General features: G+C 68.2%; 27 protein-coding genes and 2 tRNA genes. 11 read left to right on the top strand and 18 right to left on the bottom strand.

The genetic code is table 11. The annotated features are described in order from the left end of the window. Genes moaC through mobA form a run of 4 tightly spaced genes read right to left on the bottom strand, consistent with a single transcriptional unit; the run spans position 1 to position 3263 of the window. The gene (moaC, locus tag MKP05_RS10575) at positions 1–816 is read right to left on the bottom strand and encodes a cyclic pyranopterin monophosphate synthase MoaC (protein ID WP_240568243.1); all 816 of its coding nucleotides are present in this window, start codon (positions 814–816) and stop codon (positions 1–3) included. A 10-nt stretch (positions 817–826) separates the two neighbouring features. Further along, positions 827–2083: a molybdopterin molybdotransferase MoeA gene (gene moeA / locus MKP05_RS10570; protein WP_240568242.1), complete on the bottom strand. Its 1257-nt coding sequence runs from the start codon at positions 2081–2083 to the stop codon at positions 827–829. Next, complete coding sequence (gene mobB / locus MKP05_RS10565) at positions 2080–2664, bottom strand: molybdopterin-guanine dinucleotide biosynthesis protein B (protein WP_240568241.1); 585 nt, start codon at positions 2662–2664, stop codon at positions 2080–2082. Before mobB ends, moeA begins: the two co-directional genes overlap by 4 nt. Beyond that, entirely contained in the window at positions 2661–3263 is a 603-nt protein-coding gene (mobA, locus tag MKP05_RS10560) for a molybdenum cofactor guanylyltransferase MobA (RefSeq protein WP_240568240.1), read from the bottom strand. The genes mobB and mobA overlap by 4 nt, the downstream gene beginning before the upstream one ends. Before the next feature lie 196 nt (positions 3264–3459). Between mobA and MKP05_RS10555 the strand changes: the two genes are divergently transcribed. Then, the gene (locus tag MKP05_RS10555) at positions 3460–4041 is read left to right on the top strand and encodes a cupin domain-containing protein (protein WP_110283936.1); all 582 of its coding nucleotides are present in this window, start codon (positions 3460–3462) and stop codon (positions 4039–4041) included. Between the two features lie 104 nt (positions 4042–4145). Here the strand turns inward: MKP05_RS10555 and upp are convergent, their stop codons facing one another. From upp to MKP05_RS10525, 6 genes are all read right to left on the bottom strand, one after another. Further along, a complete protein-coding gene (gene upp / locus MKP05_RS10550; protein WP_110283935.1) occupies positions 4146–4775 on the bottom strand; it encodes a uracil phosphoribosyltransferase in 630 nt (209 codons plus the stop codon). 111 nt (positions 4776–4886) lie between these two features. Further along, complete coding sequence (gene ung, locus MKP05_RS10545) at positions 4887–5570, bottom strand: uracil-DNA glycosylase (protein WP_240568239.1); 684 nt, start codon at positions 5568–5570, stop codon at positions 4887–4889. Between the two features lie 3 nt (positions 5571–5573). Continuing rightward, on the bottom strand, positions 5574–6053 hold the full coding sequence (gene gpt, locus MKP05_RS10540; protein ID WP_240568238.1) for a xanthine phosphoribosyltransferase: 480 nt from the start codon (positions 6051–6053) through the stop codon (positions 5574–5576). Positions 6054–6063: 10 nt separating this feature from the next. After that, a complete protein-coding gene (locus MKP05_RS10535; RefSeq protein WP_240568237.1) occupies positions 6064–6609 on the bottom strand; it encodes an adenine phosphoribosyltransferase in 546 nt (181 codons plus the stop codon). Between the two features lie 38 nt (positions 6610–6647). After that, a complete protein-coding gene (locus tag MKP05_RS10530) occupies positions 6648–7952 on the bottom strand; it encodes an NCS2 family permease (RefSeq protein ID WP_240568236.1) in 1305 nt (434 codons plus the stop codon). Between the two features lie 201 nt (positions 7953–8153). Beyond that, the gene (locus tag MKP05_RS10525; RefSeq protein WP_110283930.1) at positions 8154–8783 is read right to left on the bottom strand and encodes a riboflavin synthase subunit alpha; all 630 of its coding nucleotides are present in this window, start codon (positions 8781–8783) and stop codon (positions 8154–8156) included. Positions 8784–9296: 513 nt separating this feature from the next. Here MKP05_RS10525 and MKP05_RS10520 point away from each other — a divergent pair. The 4 genes from MKP05_RS10520 to MKP05_RS10505 all read left to right on the top strand — a co-directional run bounded on the left by MKP05_RS10520 (position 9297) and on the right by MKP05_RS10505 (position 12506). Further along, a complete protein-coding gene (locus MKP05_RS10520; protein WP_240568235.1) occupies positions 9297–10397 on the top strand; it encodes a methionine ABC transporter ATP-binding protein in 1101 nt (366 codons plus the stop codon). Further along, on the top strand, positions 10378–11031 hold the full coding sequence (locus MKP05_RS10515; protein WP_110283928.1) for a methionine ABC transporter permease: 654 nt from the start codon (positions 10378–10380) through the stop codon (positions 11029–11031). The genes MKP05_RS10520 and MKP05_RS10515 overlap by 20 nt, the downstream gene beginning before the upstream one ends. A gap of 204 nt (positions 11032–11235) precedes the next feature. Continuing rightward, positions 11236–12048, top strand: coding sequence for a MetQ/NlpA family ABC transporter substrate-binding protein (locus MKP05_RS10510; protein WP_240568234.1), 813 nt, complete (start codon positions 11236–11238; stop codon positions 12046–12048). Further along, positions 12048–12506, top strand: coding sequence for a free L-methionine (R)-S-oxide reductase MsrC (locus MKP05_RS10505; RefSeq protein ID WP_110283926.1), 459 nt, complete (start codon positions 12048–12050; stop codon positions 12504–12506). Before MKP05_RS10510 ends, MKP05_RS10505 begins: the two co-directional genes overlap by 1 nt. A gap of 41 nt (positions 12507–12547) precedes the next feature. On the opposite strand, the gene MKP05_RS10500 is transcribed toward MKP05_RS10505, so the two are convergent. The 3 genes from MKP05_RS10500 to glpK all read right to left on the bottom strand — a co-directional run bounded on the left by MKP05_RS10500 (position 12548) and on the right by glpK (position 14312). Continuing rightward, positions 12548–12624: transfer RNA gene (locus MKP05_RS10500), tRNA-Val, on the bottom strand. A gap of 35 nt (positions 12625–12659) precedes the next feature. Beyond that, positions 12660–12736, bottom strand: a tRNA-Val gene (locus tag MKP05_RS10495). 88 nt (positions 12737–12824) lie between these two features. Continuing rightward, a complete protein-coding gene (glpK, locus tag MKP05_RS10490; protein ID WP_240568233.1) occupies positions 12825–14312 on the bottom strand; it encodes a glycerol kinase GlpK in 1488 nt (495 codons plus the stop codon). A 152-nt stretch (positions 14313–14464) separates the two neighbouring features. Here glpK and MKP05_RS10485 point away from each other — a divergent pair, with 152 nt between their 5' ends. Then, the gene (locus MKP05_RS10485; RefSeq protein WP_110283924.1) at positions 14465–15223 is read left to right on the top strand and encodes a DeoR/GlpR family transcriptional regulator; all 759 of its coding nucleotides are present in this window, start codon (positions 14465–14467) and stop codon (positions 15221–15223) included. Between the two features lie 142 nt (positions 15224–15365). After that, entirely contained in the window at positions 15366–16868 is a 1503-nt protein-coding gene (glpD, locus tag MKP05_RS10480) for a glycerol-3-phosphate dehydrogenase (protein ID WP_240568232.1), read from the top strand. A gap of 22 nt (positions 16869–16890) precedes the next feature. Here the strand turns inward: glpD and MKP05_RS10475 are convergent, their stop codons facing one another. The 3 genes from MKP05_RS10475 to MKP05_RS10465 all read right to left on the bottom strand — a co-directional run bounded on the left by MKP05_RS10475 (position 16891) and on the right by MKP05_RS10465 (position 20031). After that, positions 16891–17574 carry a helix-turn-helix domain-containing protein gene (locus MKP05_RS10475; protein WP_240568231.1) on the bottom strand — a complete coding sequence of 228 codons (684 nt, stop codon included), beginning with the start codon at positions 17572–17574 and terminating at the stop codon, positions 16891–16893. A 168-nt stretch (positions 17575–17742) separates the two neighbouring features. Further along, positions 17743–18498, bottom strand: a complete 756-nt coding sequence (locus tag MKP05_RS10470; protein ID WP_240568230.1) for a helix-turn-helix domain-containing protein — start codon at positions 18496–18498, stop codon at positions 17743–17745. 153 nt (positions 18499–18651) lie between these two features. Next, positions 18652–20031 (bottom strand): class II fumarate hydratase, encoded by a 1380-nt coding sequence (locus MKP05_RS10465; RefSeq protein ID WP_240568229.1) that lies wholly within the window; start codon positions 20029–20031, stop codon positions 18652–18654. A gap of 176 nt (positions 20032–20207) precedes the next feature. Here MKP05_RS10465 and MKP05_RS10460 point away from each other — a divergent pair, with 176 nt between their 5' ends. The 4 genes from MKP05_RS10460 (at position 20208) to ehuB (ending at position 23367) form a co-directional block, all read left to right on the top strand. Beyond that, positions 20208–21206 carry an alpha/beta hydrolase gene (locus MKP05_RS10460; protein WP_240568228.1) on the top strand — a complete coding sequence of 333 codons (999 nt, stop codon included), beginning with the start codon at positions 20208–20210 and terminating at the stop codon, positions 21204–21206. A gap of 136 nt (positions 21207–21342) precedes the next feature. After that, on the top strand, positions 21343–21711 hold the full coding sequence (locus MKP05_RS10455; RefSeq protein WP_110283917.1) for a phasin family protein: 369 nt from the start codon (positions 21343–21345) through the stop codon (positions 21709–21711). Between the two features lie 140 nt (positions 21712–21851). Further along, positions 21852–22388 (top strand): carboxypeptidase-like regulatory domain-containing protein, encoded by a 537-nt coding sequence (locus tag MKP05_RS10450; RefSeq protein WP_240568227.1) that lies wholly within the window; start codon positions 21852–21854, stop codon positions 22386–22388. A 103-nt stretch (positions 22389–22491) separates the two neighbouring features. Continuing rightward, complete coding sequence (ehuB, locus tag MKP05_RS10445; protein WP_240568226.1) at positions 22492–23367, top strand: ectoine/hydroxyectoine ABC transporter substrate-binding protein EhuB; 876 nt, start codon at positions 22492–22494, stop codon at positions 23365–23367. 52 nt (positions 23368–23419) lie between these two features. Here ehuB and hda read toward each other — a convergent pair whose 3' ends face one another. Together hda and MKP05_RS10435 are read right to left on the bottom strand one after the other, a co-directional pair. After that, positions 23420–24121: a DnaA regulatory inactivator Hda gene (hda, locus tag MKP05_RS10440; RefSeq protein ID WP_240568225.1), complete on the bottom strand. Its 702-nt coding sequence runs from the start codon at positions 24119–24121 to the stop codon at positions 23420–23422. After that, complete coding sequence (locus MKP05_RS10435; RefSeq protein ID WP_240568224.1) at positions 24118–25197, bottom strand: AI-2E family transporter; 1080 nt, start codon at positions 25195–25197, stop codon at positions 24118–24120. The genes hda and MKP05_RS10435 overlap by 4 nt, the downstream gene beginning before the upstream one ends. Positions 25198–25360: the final 163 nt, after the last annotated feature.

Here is a 25360-nt window from a genome sequence, read left to right as displayed (position 1 = left end):
TCAGCCTCCGGTCACCGGGGGGAAGAAGGCGACCTCGTCCTCGTTGGTGATCGGCGTGTCGTCGGCGGCCATCACCTGATTGACCGCACACAGCACCCGCCCCTCGTCGAGCCGCGAGAAGCGCGGGTCGAGCACCTTGAGGGCCGCCTTGAGGCCGGCCACGTCGGCACTCGCCAGGCTGTCGAACGGCACCGAAAGATCGCCGACGCCGAGCCGCTCGCGCAGCTCGGCCAGGCACTTGACCCGCACACAGGGCGAGGCGATATCGCAGCGGTTACCCACCGACACCTCCCCGGCACTGCCCTCGCCGGTAACGATGGGCGCGACCGGAGCGACGGCGTCGCCGTCACGGCGATAGTCGCCCGAGCGGCCGCCGCTCTTGGCATCGAGGTGGATGGCGCCGATCTCCATCCCCTTGTCCACCGCCTTGCACATGTCGTAGAGGGTCAGGCAGGCCACGGAGACCGCGGTCAGCGCCTCCATCTCCACCCCGGTGCGGCCGTTGAGCCGGCAGGTGGCGGTGACCTCGACACAGGAGGCGGCCTCGTCGAGGCGGAAGTCGATGGCCACCTTCGACAGCGCCAGGGCATGACACAGCGGGATCAGTTCGTGGGTCCGCTTGGCGGCCTGGATGCCGGCGATGCGCGCGGTGGCCAGCACGTCGCCCTTGGGCAGGCCGCCCTCGGCGAGCAGCGCCAGGGTCGCCGGCTGCATGCGGATGCGTCCCGAGGCGCTCGCCTCGCGCCGGCTCTCCGGCTTGTCGGCAACGTCGACCATATGGGCTTCGCCGCGGGTATTGAGATGGGTCAGTGACATGGAAAGCGCCTCATGGAAGTCGATGAAGAGGATGAATGGTGACTGCCTCGCCGGGCGCGGCGACCTCGCGGTCGGCGGCGAGCTCGATCAGACAGTTGGCCTTGACCATGGACGAAAGGATGCCCGAGCCCTGGGCCCCGGTGCTGGCGACCGTGAGCCGGCCCCGGTCGTCGCCGCGGTAGACGCCGCGCAGATAGTCGACGCGCCCGATGCGGCTCTTGAGCTCATGCTCGGCCAGCGCGGTGAGGGTCGCCGGGTGCCGCTCGACACGCCCCTGCAGGCGGGCCAACAGGGGGGCCACGAACCGCAGGAAGGTGACCATCACCGCCACCGGGTTGCCGGGCAGCCCGAGGAAGGGCACCCCACCCTCGCCCAGGCGACCGCAGGCCAGCGGCCGCCCCGGGCGGATGGCGATGCGCCAGAAGCCGAGTTCGCCGAGCTCGGCCAGTGCCGCCCGGGTGAAGTCGGCCTCGCCCACCGAGACGCCGCCACTGGTGATCACCAGGTCGGCCCGCCGTGCAGCGGCGCCCAGGGCGGCGACCAGGGCGGCCCGGTCGTCGGGCAGGATGCCGAGGTCGAGCACCTCGCCCCCCTGCTCCGCCACCAGGCCGCGGAGGGTGAAGCGGTTGGCATCGTAGATGCCGGCCGGGGGCAGCGGCGCGCCCGGGGCGGTGACCTCGTCACCGGTGGAGAAGATCGCCACCCGCGGCCGGCGAATCACCCTCGCCTCGGCCAGGCCGAGGGAGGCCAGCAGGCCGAGCTCGGCCGCCGACAGCCGGGTGCCGGCCGCCAGTGCCGGGGCACCGCGGGCGATGTCCTCGCCGGCCCGGCGCACGTTCTGGCCGCGCCGGACCCGCTCGGGATGCGCCACGACCACCCGGTCGTCGCCCAGCACCTCGAGCTGCTCCTGCATGATCACGGTGTCGGCCCCCGGGGGCAACGGCGCCCCGGTGGTGATGCCCAGGCACTCGCCCGGCCCCAGCGGGGTCGCGTGGCGCTGCCCGGCGAACAGCTGGCCGACCCGTCGCCAGCCCTCGGGCCAGGGGCCCGCCTCCGGCCAGGCCAGGGCGATGCCGTCCATGGCGGCGTTGGTGCTCTGGGGCACGTCGAGGGGCGAGACGACGGTCTCGGCCAGGACCCGGCCATGCAACTCGGCCAGCGCCACTTTCTCGGCCGGCAGCGGCCCGGCGACCAGCTCGGCCAGCGCCGCGCCGGCCTCCTCCACCGAGAGCATGCGTTCGCCGAGATCGAAGCAGGAGAGCGTCATCTCGCCGTCTCCTCCGCGAGTGTGCGCGGGGTCCGCTCGCCTGGCCAGCGCGCCGGCCAGGCGGCGATCCAGGCGGCGATGGCCTCGAGGTCGTTGAGATCCAGCGCCTCGACGCCCTCGGGCAGCGGCTGGGGGGCGTCGCTCGCCACCGCCTTGACCCAGGGGTCCTCGGCCACCCGCAGCGCCTTGCCGACCTCGGGGCGATAGAGCTCCAGCTTGGGCAACGGCCAGGCCTTGAAGCCCTCCACCAGCACCAGGTCCGGCGCCTGGAGCCGCACCAGCTCGACCAGCTGCCCGAGGTCGGGCTCGTCGCGGCCCGGGGTCTCCATCATCAACGCCAGCCGCGTCCGCGAGGCGACCAGCATCGGCGCCGCCCCGGCCTGACGCAGGCGGTAGCTGTCCTTGCCCGGCTGGTCGACGTCGAAGCCATGGTGGGCGTGCTTGATCACCGCGACGCGCAGCCCGCGTTCGCCTAGCCGCGGCAGCAGCCGCTCGAGCAGGGTCGTCTTGCCGGTGCCGCTCCAGGCGGCGATGCCCAGCAGCGGCAGTCGCTCGTCGAGGTTCAGCCGGGTCTGGCTCATGAGGTCGGGGACTCCTTGTGCGCCTGCTCCAGGCGCCGCTTCTCGTCGTCGGTGTTGAGGTTGGCGAAGGCCTCGGGACAGTCGGAAAAGTCCACCTCGCACCAGGCATGGCGGGCGTACCAGCGGTCGATCTTGCGCTCGCCGGCGGTCAGGGCCGCGGCCAGGTCGTCGGCCAGGGCGGTGCGCAGCAGCGCCACCACCGGGTGCAGCCGATCGCCGTCGTGGGCCACGGCGATATCGGCCCGGCCGACCCCCGCCACCAGCCGCGGAACCAGGTCGTCGGGCAGCGCCGGGCTGTCGCAGGGCACCACCACCAGCCAGGGCGTGGTGGCGGCCCGCAGGCCACTGTAGATGCCCATCAGCGGCCCCTGGAAGCCGTCCTCGGCATCGGTGATCACCCGATCGGCCAGCGCCCGGTAGGCATCGAGGTGGCGGTTGGCGTTGATCATCACCTCGGCCACCCGCCCCTCGAGGCGCTCGATGACATGGGCGACCAGCGGGCGTCCGGCGAAGGGCTCGAGCCCCTTGTCGCGCCCTCCCATGCGGCGCCCCTGGCCGCCGGCCAGGATCATGCCGCTGAGCTCGCCTTGCGTGATCATGGGCTCTCCTGCTGTCCCGGATTCGTTATCGAGTGTTGCTGTTGTCCATGATGCCTGAGCCGGGCGGGTGGTGCCATGCCGCCGGGCGCCGGTACTGATGCCGATCAAGGCGGCGGTTTATCGGCGGCCGGCCGAGCGGGTATCATGGTGTCAAGGATCTTCAACGATCACAGGTTCCCAGACGACAGGACACCCGATGCAAGGATTCGATGTAGGGGCTCGCCTGCGCCAGCTGCGCAATGCCCGCGGCCTCTCCCAGCGAGAGCTGGCCAAGCGAGCCGGCGTCACCAACAGCACCATCTCGCTGGTCGAGCAGAACAGCGTCAGCCCCTCGGTGAGCTCGCTGAAGAAGATTCTCGATGCCTTGCCGGTGTCGATCAGCGCCTTCTTCGCCGGCGACGAGCTGAGCCAGCCGCGCCCCTTCTACCCGGCCGCCGAGCTCACCGAGATCGGCGACGGCCACCTCTCCTGGCGGCTGGTGGCGGCCCGCCGGCCCGACCGCAGCATGTCGATCATCCATGAGCGCTACCCCCCCGGCGCCGATACCGGGGAGGAGATGCTCGAGCACGAGGGCGAGGAAGGCGGGGTGGTGATCTCGGGCACCATCGAGATCACCGTGAACGGCGAGGTCGCGGTGCTCGGCGCGGGCGATGCCTACTACTTCGACTCCCGCCTGCCCCACCGCTTCCGCAACCCGGGCGAGACGGAGTGCGTGATCGTCAGCGCCAACTCCCCGCCGACCTTCTCGGAGGGCGGGCAGGAGCTGCATCACGCCTGAGGCCATGGCGATGGCTGTCTGCCGCTGGATCCTGGGGAGCAGCCTGGCTCCGCCGAACGATCGGCGCCGACGCCGAACACCAGGATCAGCGGAGCCGGGGGCGACTACCGCGTGCCGAAGATCTTGTCTCCCGCATCGCCGAGCCCCGGGACGATATAGCCGTTCTCGTCCAGGTGGTCGTCCACCGCGGCGGTGTAGATCTCGATCTCGGGATAGGCCTCCTGCACCCGCTTGATGCCCTCGGGGGCGGCCACCAGCACGATCACCTTCATCTGCTGGCAGCCACGATCGCGCAGCATGTCCAGGGTCGCCACCATGGTGCCGCCGGTGGCCAGCATCGGGTCGATGACGATGGCCAGGCGCTCGTCGAGGTCGTTCGCGAACTTGGCGAAATAGGGCACCGGCTCCAGGGTCTCCTCGTCGCGATAGAGCCCCACCACGCTGACCCGGGCGCTGGGGATCAGGTCGGTGACCCCGTCGAGCATGCCGAGCCCGGCACGCAGGATCGGCACGATGGTGACCTTCTTGCCCTTGAGCAGCTGCACCGGGATGGGCTGGCCGCTCCAGCCGTCGATCTCCTGGGTCTCGAGTTCCAGGTCCTGGGTCGCCTCGTAGGTGAGCAGCTTGGCCAGCTCGCCAGCCAGTTCGCGGAAGCTCTTGGTGCTGATGCCGGCTTCGCGCATCAGTCCCAGCTTGTGCTGGACCAGTGGATGGTGAATGGCGTGAAGGCTCATGGAAGGGACCTCTTGACGGCAATGGATCGGGAACGACCTTCGTCGGATGGACGGCACCGACAAATTGCGCGCCATTCTACCGCCATCCACCGTTGAGGGTAAGGCTCCCGGTCAGGGGGTGGCGGGCAGCTGCCAGTCGACCGGCGTGCGCCCATGCTCGGCCAGGAAGGCGTTGGCCCGGGAGAAGTGGTGGTTGCCGAAGAAGCCCCGGTGCGCCGAGAGCGGCGAGGGGTGCGGCGACTCCAGCACCAGGTGGCGCGAGGTGTCGACCAGCGCCTTCTTCTGCCGGGCATGGCTGCCCCAGAGCAGGAACACCGAGGGCTCGGCGTGGGCGTTGACCGTGGCGATGGCGCGGTCGGTGAAGGCCTCCCAGCCGCGGCCGCGGTGGGAGCCGGCATTGCCCTGCTCCACCGTCAGCGAGGTGTTGAGCAGCAGCACCCCCTGGCGCGCCCAATGCTCCAGGTTGCCGTGATCCACCGGCGTGAAGCCCACGTCGGCGGCCAGCTCCTTGTAGATGTTGACCAGCGACGGCGGCACGGGCACGCCGGGGCGCACCGAGAAGCAGAGGCCATGGGCCTGGCCGGGCCCGTGGTAGGGGTCCTGACCGAGGATCACCACCCGTACCCGGTCGAGCGGCGTGAGCTCGAAGGCCCGGAACCAGTTCGAGGAGTGCGGGTAGATCACCTTCCTGGCCGCCTTCTCGGCGGCCAGGAAGTCACGCAGGGCCTGCATGTAGGGCGCCTCGAACTCGGCGCCCAGCCACCGCTGCCAGCTGTCGGGAAGTGGACAGGCCATGGTTCAGCGCTTCACCTGGTCGACCAGCGGCTCGACATAGGCGATGCCCATGTCCCAGGGGAACTGGATCCAGCAGTCCTGGGCCACCTCGGTGAGATACTGGTCCACCAGCGGCCGCCCCTCCGGCTTGGCATAGACCGTCACGAAGTGGGCCCTGGGCAGCATCTCGCGCACCTTGCGTGCCGTCTTGCCGGTGTCGACCAGGTCGTCGACCAGCAGCCAGCCGTCGCCGTCGTGATCGACGCCCTTCATCACCTCGAGCCCGCCCTGGCCCATGTGGTCATAGCTCTTGATGCAGACGGTATCGATCAGGCGCACGTTGAGCTCGCGGGCGATCAGGGCGGCGGGGATCAACCCGCCCCGGGTGATGGCGACGATGCCCTTGAAGTCACGCTCGATCAGTCGATGGCAGAGCTCGCGCACGTCGCGGTGGAGCTGGTCCCAGGAGACGGTGAAGTGCTGGTGGTAGCGGTGGGTGCTCATGGCGGGAGACTCACTCGTCCTCGGTGAAGGAACAGACCGCGAAGACGCCGAAGCCGGCCTCGCGGATGCGCTGCGCCCCGCCGAGATCCGGCAGGTCGATGATGGTGGCGGTCTCGACCACCTGGCCACCGCTGCGGGTGATCAGCTTGGCGGCGGCCAGCATGGTGCCGCCGGTGGCGATGAGGTCGTCGACGATCAGGATGCGATCGTCCTGGCGGAAGGCGTCGGAGTGCAGCTCGACCTCGGCCTCGCCGTACTCCAGGGTGTAGGTCTCGCTGATGGTCCTGAAGGGCAACTTGCCCTTCTTGCGCACCGGCACGAAGCTGCAGCCCAGCTCGTAGGCCAGCGGCGCGCCGACGATGAAGCCCCGGGCGTCGATGGCGGCGATGGCATCGAGATCCATCTCCTGGTAGCGGTGCACGAAGCTGTCGATCAGCTTGCGAAAGGCCGCGCTGTTCTGCAGCAGCGGGGTGATGTCGCGGAAGTTGACCCCGGGCTGCGGCCAGTCGGGGACGGTGCGGATCACGGACTTGATGTAGTCGCCGTAGATGCTCATCAAAACAGGTCTCGGTGTGTGGATGCAGTCGGTATGGGTCAGTCGATGAAGAGGAACTTGGTCGCGAACAGCAGCGCCAGCACGATCACCGCCGGGTTGAGGTCCTTGAAGCGCCCGGACAACGCCTTGATGGCAGCGTAGCTGATGAAACCCAGGGCGATGCCCTCGGCGATCGAGAAGGTCAGCGGCATGGCCAGGGCGGCGATCAGCACCGGGGCGGCGTCGGTGGGGTCTTCCCAGTTGGCGTGGGCCAGGCTGCCGGCCATCAGCACCGCCACGTAGAGCAGCGCCCCGGCGGTGGCGTAGGCCGGAATGGAGCCCGCCAGGGGGGCGAAGAACAGGCTGACCAGGAAGAGCACGGCCACCACCACGGCGGTCAGGCCGGTGCGCCCACCCGAGGCGATGCCCGCGGTGGACTCGATGTAGCTGGTGGTGGTGGAGGTGCCGAGCACGGCACCGGCCATGGAGGCACCACTGTCGGCCATCATGGCGCGCCCGAGCCGGGGTAGCTTGCCGTCCTTGTCGAGCAGGCCGCCGCGATGGGCCACGCCCACCAATGTGCCGGAGGTGTCGAACAGGTCGACGAACAGGAAGGCGAAGATCACGCTGAGCATGGCGACGTCCAGGGCGCCGACCAGGTCGAGCGCCATGAAGGTCGGGGCGATGGAGGGCGGCATGGACATCAGGCCGCCGTACTCGTTGTGACCGAGAATCATGGCCAGCACGGTGATGCCGAGTATGCCGATCATCACCGCCCCGGTGACCTTCAGATAGGCCAGCGCGGTGATGACGAAGAAACCCAGCAATGCATAGATCGCCGGTGGCTGCGACAGGTCGCCCAGCGACACATAGGTGGCCGGATTGGCGACCACGATGCCGGCGTTCTTCAGCGCGATCATCGCCAGGAAGAGGCCGATACCCGCGGCGATGCCCAGGCGCAGGGAGAGCGGGATCGAGTTGATGATCCACTCGCGCACCCTGAACACGCTGAGCAGAAAGAAGCAGAAGCCGGAGAAGAATACCGCCCCCAGCGCCGCCTCCCAGGTGTAGCCCATGCCCAGCACCACGCCATAGGTGAAGAAGGCGTTGAGCCCCATGCCCGGCGCCTGGGCGATCGGATAGTTGGCCCACAGCCCCATGATCAGAGAACCCAGGGCCGCGGCGAGGCAGGTGGCGACGAAGACGGCGCCAGCGTCCATGCCCGTCTCGGAGAGGATGCTGGGGTTGACGAAGATGATGTAGGCCATGGTCAGGAAGGTGGTGATCCCGGCAATGACCTCGGTCTTTACATCGGTATTGTGCTCGGCCAGCTTGAAATGCTCGTCCATCAGGCGTTTCAGCATCGTTGTCGTTCCTGCGCAGGGACGGTGTCGTCGCCCGGGGTGCGAGAAAAGCCGCCTATGGTACCCAATGCCCTGTCGGGATGCGAGGCAGCGGGCCGCCCATGATACGGCTCGGTCTGCCTTATATAAGCAACCAAGGGGCCATTCGCCAGCCGAGCCTCCAACGCAGACTTGACGGAGTGGTCAAGCCAGCCCCCTGCTTCAGGCCCCGCGTGCGGCCAGGACACGCTCCACGGTCTCGACGATGGCCTGGGTCTGGGGGTCGATCTCGATATTGACGAGATCCCCGGGCGCTCGATCGACCAGGATGGTGCGTGCCAGGGTCTCGGGAATCAGGTTGACGCAGAAGCGCGGCCCCCGGGTCGCCGTGGCAGGCTTCACCTCGCCGATGGTCAGGCTGATGCCGTCCACCCCGATGTAGCCCTTGTCGAACAGGAAGCGCCCCAGGGCGTGGGGCAGCTCGAACCATAGCCGCCGGTTGTTGGGTGCCTCGTCGAGCTCCACCAGTTCGGCCATGGCCATGACGTGACCGGACATGGCGTGACCGCCGATCTCGTCGCCGAAGCGTGCCGCCCGCTCGATGTTGACGCGATCACCCACCCGCAGCGCACCAAGATTGGTCAGCCTGAGGGTCTCGCGCATCAGGTCGAAGCTGACCCGTTCGCCGTCGATGGCGGTCGCCGTCAGGCAGACACCGTTGTGGGCCACCGAGGCGCCGATCTCGAGCCCGCGGCACAGCGCCTCGGGCAGCGTCACCACATGGGTGCGAAAGGCCTCGGCCTCCTCGATGGCGACCACTTCCGCCGTGCCCTGCACGATGCCGGTAAACATTGGCGCTCCTCGCTCTCGCTATTGCGGTCATCGGCCGCGGAATATCGGAAAGCCTGACAGTGTAGGGAATTCCCGGGCCCACCGTCCATGCGCCGAGGATGCCCCGCAGGGCTGTCGCAGATGGCGGTAACGCTCGAGGCTGTTCCGGCGCCTCTCTCTTTGGGTAGCGGCGATTGTCCTGGGAAGGTCAGAGGCCGCCAGCATCAGAAAATCATTCTGCTTTTCCTGCATATTCGGGACGATCTACTGATCAGAAAGCGCAACGATGGGAACATGAACCAGAAATCTTGACAGCTCTCGGCTTTGGTCTTAGCCTTCGCCCCACATCTTGAAGGCGCCGATTTGTACCCGGATTGCGGGCGCCAGCACCGCGATCGCCCTCCAGGCGGCCGTGGTGTGAAGTGCAGCTAAAAGGGTGTGTCCAGCGTTGATGGCCACCCACCAGGGTGGCCTTTTTTTGCCCTCGCTGCACGGCCCGCACCGCCCGGGCGCCCTCCCCCCGCGGAGGCTTCCATGATCCGACTGCACAATGTTTCCAAGACCTACTATCTCAAGGGCCACCGCCAGGGGCGCTCCGGGAACCAAGGCGCCCCGCCCGGGCGAGACGCCGACCCCAGGGTCGTCGAGGCCCTGAAGAACGTCGACCTGCACGTTCCGCCGGGGCAGATCCACGGCGTGATCGGCCTGTCCGGGGCCGGCAAGTCGACGCTGATCCGCTGCGTCAACCTGCTCGAACGCCCCACCGCCGGTACCGTCACCGTCGACGGCCAGGAGCTCACCGGCCTCGCCAACGGCGCCCTCAACCAGGCGCGCCATCGCATCGGCATGATCTTCCAGCACTTCAACCTGCTGACCAACCGTAACGTCTTCGACAACGTGGCGCTGCCGCTGGAGCTGATGGGCATGACGCGCGCGGCGATCCGCGAACGGGTCACCCCGCTGCTGGAGCTCGTCGGCCTGGCCGACAAGGCCGACCAGTACCCCGCCCGGCTCTCCGGCGGCCAGAAGCAGCGGGTCGCCATCGCCCGGGCGCTCGCCAGTCGCCCGCGGGTGCTGCTGTGCGACGAGGCCACCTCGGCACTCGACCCCCAGACCACCGGCTCGATCCTGGCGCTGCTGCGCGACATCAACCACAAGCTCGGCCTGACCATCCTGCTGATCACCCACGAGATGGAGGTGGTCAAGTCGATCTGCCATCGGGTCAGCCTGATCTCCGATGGCGAGCTGGTCGAGGAGGCCGACGTCGGCGACTTCTTTACCGCCCCGCGCACCCGGCTGGGCCGCGACTTCCTCAACGACTTCCTGCAGCTCGAGCCGCCCCGGGCGCTGATCGAGCGTCTCGAGGAGACCCCCGGCGAGCACACCCATCCGGTGGTGCGCCTGGCCTTCTCGGGCGACGCCGTCTCGACCCCGCTGATCTCGCGGCTGGCCCGGGAGTGCGGCGTCGACGTGAGCATCCTGCAGGCCAAGGTCGAGTCGATCCAGGAGCGCACCCTGGGGCTGATGATCGCCGAGCTGATCGGCGCGACGAGCGAGACCGCCCGCGCCATCGACTATCTCGAAACCCATGATCTTCACGTGGAGGTGCTCGGCCATGTCCAGCGCGATGCTTGAGCTCATCCTCAGGGCCACCCTGGACACCCTCTACATGGTGGGGGTCTCGGGGCTGATCTCGGCGCTGCTCGGCGTGCCCCTGGGCGTGCTGCTCTACGTCACCCGCCCGGGGCAGGTACTGGCCCACCCCCTGGCCAGCCAGGTGCTCGGCACCGTGACCAACGTCGGCCGCTCGGTGCCCTTCATCATCCTGATGGTGGCGATCATTCCCTTCACGCGGCTGCTCGTCGGCACCTCCATCGGCACCAACGCCGCCATCGTGCCGCTGACCATCGCCGCCATCCCCTTCGTGGCGCGGCTGGTGGAGGGCGCCCTGAACGAGGTGCCGCCCGGCCTGGTGGAGGCCGCCCAGTCCATGGGGGCCACGCCCCGGCAGATCATCCTCAAGGTGCTGCTGCCGGAGGCCAGGGGCGGTATCTTCACCGGGCTGACCATCACCGTGGTGACCCTGATCAGCTATTCGGCCATGGCCGGCGCCGTGGGCGGCGGCGGCCTGGGCGACCTGGGCATCCGCTACGGCTACAATCGCTTCGATCCCACGGTGATGCTGATCACCGTGGTGATCCTGGTGGTGATGGTGCAGGGCTTCCAGATGCTCGGCGATCACCTGGTGCGGCGTACCGACCACAAGTAACCGGGGAGCACTGATTTATTGCTGCGCTCGAGATCCTGGCCGCCGGCGGTGCTCACAATCCTCATTGAGCACCCCAGTCAACTCCGGTTGTTGCGCTCCGGCGGCGACCAGCCTCTCTTCGCTCGCGACATAAATCAGCGCTCCCCTGGCACCCGATTTCACAGCCTCGCCACCTGAGCGCGGCACGCAAAGGAGAGTAAGACCATGCAACTGACCCTACCCCGTCTGCTCGGCGCCGCCACCCTGGCCGGCGCCACCCTGCTGGCCGGCTGCGGCAGCGACGACGCCGACGAGCCCCGGTCCATCAAGATCGGCACCGTGGCCGGTCCCGAGACCGAGGTGATGGAAGTCGCCGCCGGCATCGCCCGCGAGGAGTTCGGTCTCGAGGTGGAGATCGTCGAGTTCACCGACTACGTCTCGCCCAACGCCGCCCTGGCCGACGGCAGCCTGGACGCCAACGCCTACCAGCACGAGCCCTACATGCAGAGCATGGTGGAGGATCGCGGCTACGACTTCGCCATCGCCGGCTACACCTTCGTCTACCCCATCGGCGCCTACTCCGAGAAGTACGACAGCATCGAGGAGCTGCCGGACGGGGCCACCATCGCCCTGCCCAACGACCCCTCCAACGAAGGGCGCGCCCTGATCCTGATGCACAATCTGGAGCTCATCGAACTCGCCGACCCGGAGAACCTGGAGGCCACGCCTCTGGACATCGTCGAGAATCCGCACGACTTCGACTTCCGCGAGATCGAGGCCGCCCAGCTGCCCCGCGTGCTGCCCGACGTCGACATGGCCTTCATCAACAACACCTTCGCCCAGCCGGCCGGCCTGAGCCTGGACGACGCCCTGATCAAGGAGGGCGCGGAGTCCCCCTATGTCAACCTGATCGTGGTACGCGGCGGTGACGAGGAGCGCGAGGCCATCCAGCAACTGGTCGAGGCCTACCAGACCGAGGAGGTCGAGGCCAAGGCGAACGAACTGTTTGGACCGCAGGCGGTTCCCGGCTGGAAGTGATGACGCCCGACTATCCCCTGCTTGCCCGCCAGCTCGGGGCCCTGCTCGACACCCGCGACTGGCTGGTCAACAGCGCCCAGACCTGCGCCTTCCTGATGCAGGAACTCCCCGACCTCAACTGGGCCGGTTTCTACCTGCAGCGCGAGCCCGGACTGCTCGGCCTGGGCCCCTTCCAGGGCAAGCCCGCCTGCCATCCGATCCCCTTCGACAAGGGGGTCTGCGGCGCCGCGGCGCGCACCCGGCAGACCCAGCGCGTGGCGGATGTGCATGCCGTGGACGACCATATCGCCTGCGATGCCGACTCGCAGGCCGAGCTGGTGGTGCCCATCCTGGCCGGTGATCGCCTGTGGGGCGTGCTCGACCTGGACAGCCCGCTGCGCGACCGCTTCACGGCCGCCGACCAGGCCGGCATCGAGGCCCTGGTGGACGTCTTCGTCGAACAGACGGATCTGGAATGAGAGACGCCCCTGCAGCGGGGCTGCGGGGGCGTCTCGGGAGCTGGTAGGACCAGGCGGATTTGAACCGCCGACCTCCACGATGTCAACGTGGCGCTCTAACCAACTGAGCTATGGTCCTGTCACGCTGTTGCCAGGATCGCAGCCGCCAGGGAATGGTAGGACCAGGCGGATTTGAACCGCCGACCTCCACGATGTCAACGTGGCGCTCTAACCAACTGAGCTATGGTCCTGCATCGGCCATCCTGTCGGCTGCGCAACGCGCTCGGCGCCGCGGCAACGGATGCGTATATTACCGAAACCACTGGCGTTTGCAAGCCCTCAGCGACCGCTTTTCACCCTGTCCACCGCCTCCTGCCAGCCCTGGTAGAGGCGTTCGCGTTCGCCCTCCTCCATCTGCGGCACGAAACTGCGCTCGCACTGCCAGAGCCCGGCGATCTCGTCCAGGTCACGGTACCAGCCGAGGCGCAGCCCGGCGAGATAGGCCGCCCCCAGGGCGGTGGTCTCGAGCACCGAGGGGCGGTCGACCTGGACGCCGAGCATGTCGGCGAGGAACTGCATCACCCAGTTGTTGCTGACCATGCCGCCATCCACCCGCAGGATGCTCGGCGTGGCCGCCATGTCATCGCTCATGCAGACCTGCAGGTCGCGGGTCTGGTAGCAGACCGCCTGCAGGCCGGCGGCGACGATCTCGGCGATGCCGGTGTCCCGGGTCAGGCCGAGGATCGCCCCCCGCGCCTTCGGGTCCCAGTGGGGCGCCCCCAGCCCGGTGAAGGCCGGGACCAGATAGACACTATGGCCACTGCGGGTCTGTCGTGCCAGGGCCTCGGTCTCGGCGGCATCGGCGAACAGCTGCAGGCCGTCGCGCAGCCACTGCACCGTGGCACCGGCCACGAAGATGCTGCCCTCCATGGCATAGGTCGGCTTGCCATGGAGGCGATAGCCAATGGTGGTCAGCAGGCGGTTGCGGGAGGTCTCGGCGGCTTCGCCGGTGTTGACGATCATGAAGCAGCCGGTGCCGTAGGTGCTCTTGCCCATGCCCGGCTCGAAGCAGGCCTGGCCGAACAGCGCCGCCTGCTGGTCGCCGGCCACCCCGGCGATGGGCAGCTCGCCGCCCAGCCACTTCGCCTCGACGGTGCCGAAGTCGTCGCTGGAGTCCTTCACCTCGGGCAGCAGGCTCTCGGGGATGCCGAAGAGCTCGAGCAGCGCCGGGTCCCAGCGCTGCTCGTGGATGTTGAACAGCGCCGTGCGCGAGGCATTGGTGGCATCGGTGGCATGCATCCGCCCGCCGGTGAGTCGCCAGATCAGGAAACTGTCGACCGTGCCGAAGGCCAGCTCGCCGCGCTCGGCCCGCGCCCGGGCCCCCTCGACGTTCTCCAGCAGCCAGGCCAGCTTGGTGGCCGAGAAGTAGGGGTCGATCAGCAGCCCCGTGCTCGCCTGCACCGCCGCGGTATGCCCCGCCTCGCGCAGCCGCTGGCAGGTATCCGCCGTGCGCCTGTCCTGCCAGACGATGGCATTGTGCAGCGGCTCGCCGGTCGCCCTGTCCCACAGCAGCGTGGTCTCGCGCTGGTTGGTGATGCCGATGCCGGCGATCTCCTCGACCCGGACACCGGCGCGGTCGATCACCTCGCGACAGGTGGCGAGCACCGTTTCCCAGATAGCCTCGGGGTCATGCTCGACCCAGCCGTCGGCGGGAAAGTGCTGGGCGAACTCGCGTTGGGCCATGGCCCGGTTGCGCCCTTCGCGATCGAAGAGGATGGCGCGGGAGCTGGTGGTGCCCTGGTCGATGGCAAGCAGGTAGTCGGCCATGATGGTTCCTGTGGTTGGATGTTCGTTTATGATCACCAAGAGTACTGTAGTGTGTTCGTATTGCTTTACGACTTTTGTCTAACGATACCCTCCTGCGGCCTGCTCCCTCCCCCCGGGATGGCCTACAATGGGGCGATTGACAAGGAGCCGACATGAACCAGCAGCAACGACAGGACGCCATCGTCGACCTGGTCCGCCGCCAGGGCTATGCCAGCATCGAGCAGCTCACCGATCATTTCACGGTCACCCCCCAGACCATCCGGCGCGACCTCAATGCCCTGGCAGGCGAGGGCCTGATCCGCCGGGTCCATGGCGGCGCCGGGCTCGAGTCGAGCACGGTCAACACCGCCTACAACACCCGCAAGACCCTGAACCTGGACGCCAAGCAACGCATCGCCGCCCTGCTGGCCCGCCATGTTCCCGACCACTCCTCGCTGTTCATCAACATCGGCACCAGCAACGAAGTGGTGGCCGAGGCCCTGCTCGAGCACCAGGGCCTGGAGGTGATCACCAACAACCTCAAGGTGGCGGCCATCCTCCAGCACCAGGAGGACTTCAACGTGATCATCGCCGGCGGCCAGGTGCGCGCCCGGGACGGCGGCATCATCGGCGAAGCCACCATCGACTTCATCAACCAGTTCAAGGTCGACTTCGGCATCATCGGCATCAGCGGCATCGACGAGGACGGCTCGCTGCTCGAGTTCGACTATCAGGAGGTGCGCGTCGCCCAGGCGATCATTCGCAACTCCCGCCAGGTGTTCCTCGCCGCCGACCACTCCAAGTTCCACCGTAACCCCGTCGTACGCCAGGGAAATCTCGGCCAGATCGACGCCCTGTTCACCGACCGCCGCCCGCCGGAGGCCATCCTGCGCCTGCTCGAGGCGCACGACGTGGCCCTGCATATCGCCTGATACGGCTCGTCCCACCTTCGACACCCACCAGGACGGGAGAAGTTCGCCTCGCCTCTTGATGTTCGCTTTCGATTAAACTATTTTCGTTTTCTAACATCAATCATGACGACAACGGCCCGGGATGGTCGGGCAGGAGACATTCATGAGTGGCAAGGCGAACGACATGCTCGATCTCTTCGTCATCGGGGGCGGCATCAACGGTGCCGGCATTGCCGTCGATGCCGCCGGGCGAGGCCTGCGAGTGGCGCTGTGCGAGCAGGCCGACCTGGCCAGCGCCACCTCCTCGGCCAGCAGCAAGCTGATCCATGGCGGCCTGCGCTATCTGGAGCATCGCGAGTTCCGCCTGGTTCGCGAGGCCCTGCGCGAGCGCGAGGTGCTGCTGGCCAAGGCGCCCCACATCATCTGGCCACTGCGCTTCATCCTGCCTCACCGCCCGCACCTGCGGCCGGCCTGGATGCTGCGCACGGGCCTCTTCCTCTACGATCACCTGGGTCGGCGGCAGCGTTTGGCCGGCTCACGGAGCGTGCGGTTCGCCGAGGACGACGGGCTCAGCCCCGACATCTCTCGCGGTTTCGAGTACTCCGACTGCTGGGTGGATGACGCGCGCCTGGTGGTACTCAATGCCATCCAGGCGCGGGCGCATGGCGCCGAGATCCTGGTACGCACCCGCTGCGTCGGAACCCGGCAGGAGGCGGGCCACTGGGTCATTCGCCTGGAGGACGTGGAGAGCGGCGCCCGCTTCGAGCGCCGGGCGCGGGTACTGGTCAATGCCGCGGGCCCCTGGGTGGAGAGCGTGGTGCGGCACCAGGCGGGACGACGCTCGCGCTATGCCATCCGCATGATCCGTGGCAGTCACCTGATCGTTCCCCGTCTCAACCGCGACGACCGCGCCTACATCCTGCAGCACAGCGATCGGCGCATCGTCTTCGTGCTGCCCTACGAGGAGTCGTTCAGCCTGATCGGCACCACCGACCGTCGCTACGAGGGAGACCCCTCCCGGGTCGAGGCCACCGAGGAGGAGATCGACTACCTGCTGTCCGTGGTCAACGACCACTTCAGCACCCCGCTGACCCGCAGCGACGTCATCCGCACCTTCGCCGGCGTGCGACCGCTGTGCGATGACGAGTCGGCGGACCCGTCGGCCATGACCCGCGACTACACCCTCGACCTGGACAACGACGGCGCCCCCCTGCTGTCGGTGTTCGGCGGCAAGATCACCACCTACCGCAAGCTCGCCGAAGCGGCCCTGCGCACCCTGCAGTCCAGTCTCCCCGGCATGGAGCCGCCCTGGACCGCCACGGCGCCCCTGCCCGGTGGCGACATCGGCGACCAGGACGCCTTCACCGCTCGCCTGCTGGCCGACTACCCCTTCCTCGGCGCGACCAGGGCACGGCGCTTCGCCCGCAGCTACGGCAGCCTCTGCTTGCGCTTCCTCGAAGGCGTCCGCGCCGAGAGCGAGCTGGGTGAGACGTTCGGCGCCGGACTGACGAGCGCCGAGGTGGACTACCTGATCGATCACGAATGGGCACGCAGCGCCGAGGACATCCTATGGCGCCGCACCAAGCTCGGCCTGCGCCTGACACCGAAGCAGGTGGAACGACTGGCGCGCCACATCGCCATGCACCGTCAAGGACTGGCCGCGTGATTGTCTCGCCGGGAGTCCGCTGCTACCTCCCACCCCGCCGCCCGCTCGACTCGGCCAGGCGGATGAGTTCGTCGAGGTCGAGAATATGGAAGTCACGCCCGCTGGCCTTGAGCAGTTCCTGCTTGTGGAAGTGCGCCAGGGTACGGCTGATGGTCTCCACCGTCAGTCCCAGGTAGCTGGCGATGTCGCTGCGCGACAGCGCCAGGCGAAACTGGGTGGGCGAGTAGCCGCGGCGCCGGAAGCGCATCGACATGGCGACGAAGAAATACGCCAGTCGCCCTACGGCGGTCCTGTGCAGCAACGACCTGAGCATCAGCCGCTCGTCGTGCACCTCCTGGCTCAGGTTGCGGCACAACTGCTGCCGCAGTTCGGGCACCTGGGCGCCGAGTTCGCTGACCCGCTCCTGCGATAGCACACTCACCGTCAGGGTCTCCAGCGCCAGGGCGGTGCCCGGGTAGACGTTCTGGCCAATGGCATCCAGCCCCACCAGGTCTCCCGGCATCGCATAGGCCATGACCAGGGGGTCGCCTCCGTGGATCGTCGAGACCTGCTTGAGGCTCCCCGAGCGCACCAGGAACAGACCGGCGAACGGTGTTCCCTGCTCGAAGAGCACTTCATCCTTTCTCAGCAGAGTGAACGTCTCGGCATCGTGGAGTTCGGGGATCTCTTCCAGGGGCAGGCCCAGGGGCAGGTGCAAGCAGCTCATGTCGGTGAATACGTCAGCTCCAGAAGGGTCGTTGGCTCGGGCCGGCGGCACGAGGCAACTCCTCCCCCGCTCGCCGAGCCCCGACACCATGCCTGAAATAATGCATCCACTCTGCACCATTCGACCCGAAACTTGACAACTGTCACGCCTCGCCGGGCGTTCCCTCGGTCAGGCCTCGCGCCTGCGCCGCCCGCTGGCCTCGGCCAGGCGCTCCAACCGCGGCATGTCGAGGATATGGACCTCTGGGCCACGAGTGACGAGCAGCCCCTGGTCACGATAGCGCACCAGGGTACGACCGACGGTTTCCACCGTCAGCCCCAGGTAGTTGGCGATATCCCCGCGCGGCATCGCCAAGCGGAAGCGATAGGGCGAATAGCCACGGCGCCTGAAACGCTCGGACATGGCGACGAGGAAGTACGCCAGCCGCACCTCGGCGGTCCGGCGCAGCAGCAGGCGCATCCCCAGCCGTTCGCTGCCCACTTCCAGGCTCAGGTTACGCAGAAACCGCCGGCGCAACTCGGGCACGCGGGTACCCAGCTCCAGGAACTCCGCGAACGGCAATTCGCATACCGTGGCGGTCTCCAGTGACACGACACTGCCCGGGTAGCGGCCTTCGCCGATGGCATCGAGGCCGATCAACTCGCCCGAAAGGAAGAACGCCGTGACCAGATATTCGTCGCTGCCGGTCGTGGTGACCTGCTTGAGACTGCCGGAGCGCACCATGAAGAGACTGGTGAAGGGCGAGCCCTGCAGGATCAGGGGGTCGCCCTTGTTCAGCGTCGCCAGCGGACGAATGATGTCGCCGAGCTCGGCGATCTCGTCGACCGGCAATCGTCCGGTGAAACAGAGGGGACTCGACCGGCATGACGAGCAGTCGACGGTGTGCTGGCCGGAAAAGCGCAATACCTTGCTGCGACTCGTCATGGCTCCCCCTTCCCAACCTCGCTCGGAGATACTTCTGAGCATGAGACCCGGGGAAAGCGCCGGCCGTTCGATATGCAGCACGCTCTCTCGAATATCGCCCACCGCTGGTACCGAGGTCGCGGCGGCCAGCCGGTTCGGCCAGGCAAGGGCCCCCTACCCCGGAATCCCGCCCCGGGTCAGGGCCGCGGGGTCGAGCAGCCGCTCGAGCTCCTCGCGGGCGAGATCGGTCTCCTCCTCGGCCACCTCGAGGATCGGGCGACCCGCCTGGTAGGCCTTCTTGGCGATGGCCGCCGCGGCATCGTAGCCGATCACCGGGTTGAGCGCCGTCACCAGGATGGGATTGCGCGACAGCGGCTGCCGCAGGTTCTCCTCGCGCACCTTGAAGGTGGCGATGGCGCGATCGGCCAGCAGCCACACGGTATTGGCCATCAGGCCAATGGCGGTGAGCAGGTTGTTGGCGACCAGCGGCAGCATGACGTTGAGCTGGAAATTGCCGCTCTGGCCGGCCACCGTCACCGCGGTATCGAGGCCGATCACCTGGGCCGCCGCCTGGGCGGCGGATTCGGGAATCACCGGATTGACCTTGCCCGGCATGATCGAACTGCCAGGCTGCAGGGCCTCGAGCTCGATCTCGCCGAGCCCCGCCAGGGGGCCGGAGTTCATCCAGCGCAGGTCGTTGGCGATCTTCATCACCACGCAGGCGAGCCCGCGGAGCTGGCCCGACAGCTCCACGGCGGCATCCTGGGAGGCCAGGCCGGCGAAGAAGCTGTCATTGGGGGCGAACGCCAAACCGGTCTGCTCGCTCAGGTCCCGGGCCATGCGGTCCGCGAACTCGGTGTGGGCGTTGATGCCGGAGCCCACCGCCGTACCGCCCTGGGCCAGCCGGCAGAGGCGAACCATGGCGCTGTCGAAGCGCTCGATGGCCTGCCCTACCTGACTCGACCAGCCCCCCAGCTCCTGGCTCATGCGCAGCGGCATGGCATCCATCAGGTGCGTCCGCCCGGTCTTGACCACGTGGTCGAGCTCGGCGGCGCGGACCTCGATGGTCTGGCGCAAATGCACCAGCGCCGGCCGCAGCCGCGACTGCACCTCCAGCGCCGCCGAGAGGTGGATGGCGGTGGGGATGACGTCGTTGCTCGACTGGCCCATGTTGACGTGGTCGTTGGGCCCCACCGCCAGGCCGTCGCGACTGGCCAGGTGGGCGATCACCTCGTTGACGTTCATGTTGCTCGAGGTGCCCGAGCCCGTCTGGAAGACATCCACCGGGAACTGGTCGTCGTGCTCGCCGGCGATCACCGCCTCGGCGGCGGCGGCGATCGCCGCGGCCCGTTCGGCGTCGAGCAGCCCGAGCTCCCGGTTGACCCTGGCCGCGGCCAGCTTGATCCGCGCGATGGCATGGATGAAGGCCGCCGGCATGGGCTGGCCGGAGACCGGGAAGTTGTTCACTGCACGTTGGGTCTGGGCACCGTAGAGGGCCTCTGCGGGCACCTCGAGCTCGCCCATGCTGTCACGCTCGATGCGATGGTCGCTCATGGCCTTCTCCTCGTCGAAGGACGCTGCAGGGAAACGCCTTCTCACCATGGTGCCGCCGGGCGCCGCTTGCAAGACGGCTCTCGCCAAGCCCTCCGGGCTCCGCTATGGTCGTCGAGGTGATGAATCCCAGGACGGAACCGGGCATGACAGGCAGCCACTCTCGCTGGACAAGGGCCGTGCGGCGACTGCCGCTACTCCTGGTCGTCTGGCTGGCCGGCTGTGCCGCCACCGCGCCCGCACCGCCCGATCCCCCGCCCGGCGCCACCGCCGAACTGCGCGACGGCCGGGTGGTCGCCGAGGACGGTTACCAGCTGCCGATGCGCCGCTGGCTACCGCCGGGTGACCCCGAGGCGGTGGTACTGGCATTGCACGGATTCAACGACCATGCCGGCAGCCTCGAACCCCTGGCCCTGTCGCTGCGCGGCCGGGGCATCGCCGTGCATGCCATCGACCAGCGCGGCTTCGGCACCACCAGCGGACGCGGCCTCTGGCATGGCGAGCAGCGCCTGGTCGACGACGCGCGCCTGGTGCTCCGCCTGCTGCGCCAGCGCTACCCCGCGCCCCCCCTCTACCTGATCGGCAAGAGCATGGGTGGGGCCGTGGCCATGCTCGCCCTCACCGGCGACTCGCCTGCCGAGGCGGACGGCGCCGTATTGATCGCGCCGGCGGTGTGGGGCCTCGAGACCATGCCCTGGTACCAGCGGCTCGGCCTGCGGCTTGCCGTGCGCCTCTTCCCGGGCCTGAGTCTCTCCTCCCGTGTCACGCGCCGCCTGGGCATCCGCCCCACCGACGATCCGGAGGTGATACGCGCCATGCTCGACGATCCCCTGATCCAGCGGCGTGCCCGCATCGACACCCTCCATGGCCTGATCCGGCTGATGGATGCCGCCAGCCGGGCCGGTGCACGCCTGCCACCACCGACCCTGCTGCTCTACGGCGAGCAGGACGAGGTCATTCCCCCGGAACCGATCTGCCGGCTGCTCGAACGCCTGCCCGACCGGCCGGCCCACCGGCTGGTGCTCTACCCCGCGGGCTTCCACATGCTGACCCGCTACAGCGGCGATGCGATGACCCACGCGGACATCGCCGCCTGGCTCCTGGACCCGCGGGCGGCGCTACCTTCCGGCCACGAGCTCGATCACGACGGCGCCCGCGAGCGGCTCTGTCAGGACTGATCCACTGGTCGCCGCGGCGCGCAAAAGGATGTTGCAGTGCACAAAACACTCTGCTATTGTGCGCTGCAACAGGAAGGGAAACGCGACACCGCCGTGTGGCTTCCCGATACTTCATAGAGCCCCGGAGGGTTTCACGATGCAAAACTTCGATACCAAGCAGTTCACCGAGCAGTTCGAGTCCATGTTCTTCGGTCCGGCCCGCGCCTACGCGTCGCTCTCGGTCGACTACACCGAGAAGCTGGTCAACGCCCAGCTCGACGCCGGCAAGGCCTACACCGACACCGGCCTGGCGCAGCTGCGCAGCCTGATGAACGTCAAGGATGCCGAAGGCCTGCGCACCTACATGGAAGGCCAGCAGAAGGTCGCTAAGGACCTGACCGAGCGCCTCAAGGGCGACGCCGAGAAGGTCGCCTCCCTGCAGCAGGACTTCGTGCAGAAGAGCCAGAAGCTGACCGAAGAGAGCGTCAAGCAGGTTCAAGAGACCGCCACCAAGGTCGCCAAGTAAGACGACAGAGCCGAGCCGGCCCCGCGCCGGCCAGCGCTCCCGAAGGGCCGCCGATCATCGATCGGCGGCCTTTTTGCGTTAAGCTCTCCCTGCTCTGGGCCACCTGCCGGGCCCGGAATGACCATACCGGGAGAGAGATCATGAAACGCTGGATTCTTGTCATGCTGCTCGCCGTGTTGCTGACCGGGTGCGAAATCATGCCCCCCGCGCCGGCGCCGACCGAGCGCATCGAGGTGATCGACATCGGCACCGAGCGCGAGCCCGGGGTGGCGCGTCCGGCCCCGGGCCGGGTGGCCCGGCAGGTGGCGTTTCCCGAAGCGGAGTACGCCGCCCTGCAGAGGACCGGCAGCGGCGTCATCAGCGGTCGCCTGAGCCTCAACGGCACCCCCGGCGCCGGCGAGATCGTCTCGGTGGCGCCGGTGACCACCTACTCCGCCGAAGCTGCCGAGCAGGCCCTGGCCGGACGCGCCGTGGAACCCGCCGACCCCCGGGCCCGGGAGTACACCCATACCACCCGCACCGACGGCAACGGTCACTTTCGCCTCGACGGACTTCCCGCCGGGGAGTTCTACGTCTCCGGCAGCGTGGTCGACCCTGCCAGCGGCGAACGCCGGATCATCATCCGCCAGGTGTCGCTGGGTGGCGGCCAGCGCCTGGAGATCAACCTCAGCCGCTGAGGCCCCGCCTGGCGTGAGCCGTCCCCGTCTCCTATGTTGATGCCTAAGGCTCTCAGGCCCGCGGCGAAACTCGGGGCCATCACCCACGGAGGGACGTTCGCCCATGCGCAACGACAGCAGAACCGGCTGGCCGATGCGACTGGCCATCACGGCGCTACTGTTCGGCCTGGCTGGTGCCGATACCAGTGCCGCAACCCTGGAAGAGATTCGCGAACGCGGCAGTATCCGCATCGCCGTGGCCAATGAGGTGCCCTACGGCTATATCGACGAGCACGGGGAGCCCCGCGGGGCGGGCCCCGAGGTCGCCCTGCGCCTGATGGACGAGCTGGGCATCGAGTCGATCGAATGGATCGAGACCTCCTTCGGCGACCTGATTCCCGGCCTCGAGGAAGGTCGCTTCGACATGGCCGCCGCCGAGATGGCCATCCGTCCATCACGCTGCGAGCGCGTGCTGTTCTCCGCCCCCAACACCTCCTACGGCGAGGGCCTGCTGGTGCGAGCGGCCAATCCGCTGGAGATCGCCGGCTATGCCGATTTCGCCGAGCGCGACGACATCCGCGTGGCGGTGCTGGAGGGGGCGACCCAGGTCGGTATCATGCAAGCGCTCGGGGTGCCGGACGACCAGGTGATCCAGATCGGCGAGAACGAGGCGGCGATCGATACCCTGCTCGGCGGCAAGGTCGACGCCTATGCCGGCACGGGACTCACCGTGAGCCAGCTGGATGCCCAGGACTCCAAGGTCGAGGTGGTGCAGAACTTCGAGGACCCGGTCATCGACGGCGAGATCGTGCGCAGCTGGGGGGCCTTCACCTTCCCGCCGGACGCGGAGACGCTGCGCGACGCCTTCGACGAGGTGCTGCTCGACTACCGCAATACCCAGGAATGGGAGGATACCTTGGCGGGCTACGGCTTCACCCAGGACGATATCCTCAACGCCTTCCGCTTCGACACCGAGTGGCTGTGCAGCCGGGAGGAGTGAGCAAAGGCATCGTCTGAGGCCTCGACGAGCGCAGGCAGGTATCAGACAATGCCTACCAGCCAAGCGCCTGCTTGACGAAGGGAATGGTCAGCTTGCGCTGGGCCGACAGCGAGGCGCTGTCGAGGGTTTCCAGTGCCTCGAACAGCTCGCCCAGCCGCCGGGGCCCGCGGTGCAGGATGTAGCGGGCGACCTCGTCGGGCAACTGCATGCCGCGGCCCCGGGCGCGCAGCGTCAGCGCCGCCAGCCGCTGCTCGTCATCCAGCCCCTGGACCTGGAAGGTCATGCCCCAGGTCAGCCGCGAGGCCAGGTCGGGGAGCCGCACCGGCAGCTGTCGGGGGGCGGCCTCGCCGGCGATCACCAGCCGCTTGCCGGCATCCCGCAGCCGGTTGAAGGCGTGGAACAGCGCCTCCTCCCAGCGCTTGCGACCGACCACCCGCTCCAGGTCGTCGATGGCCACCAGGTCCAGGCGCTCGACCTCCTCGAGCATCAGCGGCGGGAAATGCCCCAGCTCCTCCAGCGGCAGGTAGAGGGCCCGCCGGTCCCGGTCGGACGCCGCATGGCAGGCCGCCTGCAGCAGGTGGCTGCGCCCCACGCCGGGCTTGCCCCAGAGGTAGAGAAAGGGTTCACCCCCGTCGTCGAGCTGATGGACGAGATGGTCGACCAGGGAGGCGTTGGCGCCGGAAAGGAAATTGGCGAAGGTGGCATCGTCACGCAGCCCCACGCCCAACGGCAGCTGCGCGGGTGCTCGGCTCATGTCGACTCCTCGTCGTCGGTGCGGTGCGTTCTGTCGTCGTACAAGGTACTGTTCTTGTAGCGCTCGTTGAGTTCCCGCAAGAGTACCATGATCACTGCCGCCGCCGGCAGCGCCAGCAGGACCCCGGTGAAACCGAACAGGTTGCCCCCCGCCAGCACGGCGAAGATCACCGCCACCGGATGCAGCCCGATCTTGTCGCCGAGCAGCTTGGGCTGCAGCACCACGCTCTCGACGGCCTGGCCGAAAGCGAAGACGGCGGCGACCCCGAGCAGGCTCAGCCAGTCGCCGAACTGGAAGAAGGCCACGATGCCGGCCACGGCGATGCCGACGATCACGCCGAGATAGGGCACGATACTGGCCAGGCCGGCCAGCATGCCGATCAGCATCCCGAAACGCACGCCCAGCAGGGTCAGCCCCACCGCATAGATCACCCCCAGGCAGAGCATCACGATCAGCTGGCCGCGCAGGAAGGCCGACAGCACCTCGTCGCACTGGCCGGCGAGACGCACCGCGGCAGGCTCCCAACGGCGCGGCAGGGCGCCTCGCAGCTTCTCGACGATGATGTCCCAGTCGAGAAGCAGATAGAAGGTGACCACCGGGATCAGCGCCAGGTTGCCGATCCAGGCCGCCAACGCCAGTCCCGACCGCGAGACCTGGGCCAGCAGGCTGGCGGCGAAGGTGCCGGTCTCCTTCCAGTTGTCGACGACCGCCTGTCGCATCTGGTCGATATCGGTACTCAGGTCCAGGCCGGTCAGCGACTGGACACGCGGCACCACGGTGCTCTGCACCCAATTGAGCATCGCCGGCACCGACTCGATCACCTGGCCCAGCTGGCGGCCCAGCACCGGGACCACCAGCAACAGGGTCAGCACGACGATCAGGGTCAGCAGCAGGAACACCACGGAGACGGCCAGGCGTCGCGATAGCCCGGACTCCTCCAGGCGGTCGGCCAGGGGGTCGCCCAGGTAGGCCAGGACCATGCTGACGAAGAACGGCATCAGTACCGGCTCGATGCTGATGAAGAACCAGAGTCCCACCGCGGCCACGCCGGCCACCACCCACCATTCTCTGCGCATCGCTGCCTCCCTGTGACGGATGCCTGACCCTGGCAATGCAGGCCAGCCGACGGCTGCCAGCCCTGCATCATGATGCTACAATTCACGCCCCGATCTTGCCCACTGCGCGTCGGCCGGCAGCTGCCACCGGCGCGCCACGCCGACGACGCCCCGACAGCCATCT

This window comes from Halomonas flagellata (assembly GCF_022487945.1).
GTDB classification, from domain to species: domain Bacteria; phylum Pseudomonadota; class Gammaproteobacteria; order Pseudomonadales; family Halomonadaceae; genus Halomonas; species Halomonas flagellata.
This window is presented reverse-complemented; position numbering and strand designations above follow the sequence as displayed.